At 43.3% G+C, this 1368-nt stretch carries 1 protein-coding gene; it reads right to left on the bottom strand.

Going from position 1 to position 1368, the window contains the following annotated elements; genetic code table 11:
• Nucleotides 1-100: 100 nt before the first annotated feature.
• Entirely contained in the window at nucleotides 101-1306 is a 1206-nt protein-coding gene (locus tag DXD25_RS16270) for an IS256 family transposase (RefSeq protein WP_117664389.1), read from the bottom strand.
• Nucleotides 1307-1368 lie beyond the last annotated feature (62 nt).

Raw genomic sequence — 1368 nt, 5'->3', positions numbered from 1 at the left:
GGGGGTGTAATTTAAACTGTGTCAAGGCTTGTTCTTAACTTTCATTCCCACTCCCTGCTGGGGGCATGCCCCCAGCAGGGAAGCCTTTTCGGCTGCAAAGTTACATAATTTTAAATCTATCTCCAAATTTTATTGCCAATTGTTGAGAAATTTGTCCCCAATTTGCCAGTGGCATAGTCCATTTCTTACGGATGTTGCGGTAAGCTAAGTACACAAGCTTCTCCAAAGAATTATCCGTAGGAAAGACCCCTTTAGTCTTTGTGACCTTTCTTACCTGTCTGTGATACCCCTCAACCGTATTGGTCGTATAAATGAGTTTACGGATGGCTGGAGTATATTGGAAATACTCTGTCAGACGTTCCCAATTGTCACGCCATGACTTGATGACAATTGGGTACATCTCTCCCCACTTAGACTCTAACAGGTCTAAATTAGCAGCAGCGGAGTCTTTGTTTACTGCACCATATACTGTTCTTAAATCCTTGATAAACTCCTTTTGATGCTTACTGCCAACATACTTGATAGAATTGCGTATCTGATGGACAATACAGAGCTGCACAGAACTCTCAGGAAATACGCTTTGGATGGCATCTGGGAAGCCTTTGAGACCATCAATACAACAAATCAAGATGTCTCGAACACCACGGTTCTGAAGATCCGTAAGAACTTCTAGCCAGAAGTTAGCTCCTTCACTCTTAGACACATACATACCTAACAGTTCTTTTTGGCCTTCCTTGTTGATACCAAGAATGTTGTAAATGGCTCGTGTGACAGCTCTGCCATTCTCATCCTTTACCTTATAATGGATAGCATCAAGCCAGCAAATGGCATATACAGAATCGAGCATGCGAGACTTCCAGGCGGTGATTTCGGGTAATACACGGTCTGTTATAGAGCTGATAGTATCGGCTGATAGAGTTGTGTTGAACTCACGCTCAAAGTAGCTGCTGATGTCACGTGTGCTGGTGCCCATGGCGTACATCTCAATAATCTGGTCTGCCATGCCATTGGCAAGAATAGTCTCACGCTTCTTTACGGTCTCAGGTTGGAAAGTTCCGTCTCGGTCACGAGGAGTCTCTATAGTGACCTCACCATATTTTGTTTGAACCTTCTTACTCATCTTACCATTACGACGGTTGCCGGAAGAGCGTTCCTCTTCACTTAAATGAGCGTCCATCTCACCTTCGAGAGCTGAGTTGAGAATACGCTCTAACAATGGAGCTAATGCTCCGTCCTTGCCAAATAAGGCTTCACCACTACGCAACTGCTGAGCTGCTTTCTTGTAATCAATTTCTAAGTTGTCCATAATATAAAAACTGTGTTAAACTACTTTTTATTGTAGCTTGACACAGTTTAGTTTACACTCTC

Source organism: Prevotella sp. TF12-30 (assembly GCF_003436715.1).
Classification (GTDB): domain Bacteria; phylum Bacteroidota; class Bacteroidia; order Bacteroidales; family Bacteroidaceae; genus Prevotella; species Prevotella copri_A.
This window is presented reverse-complemented; position numbering and strand designations above follow the sequence as displayed.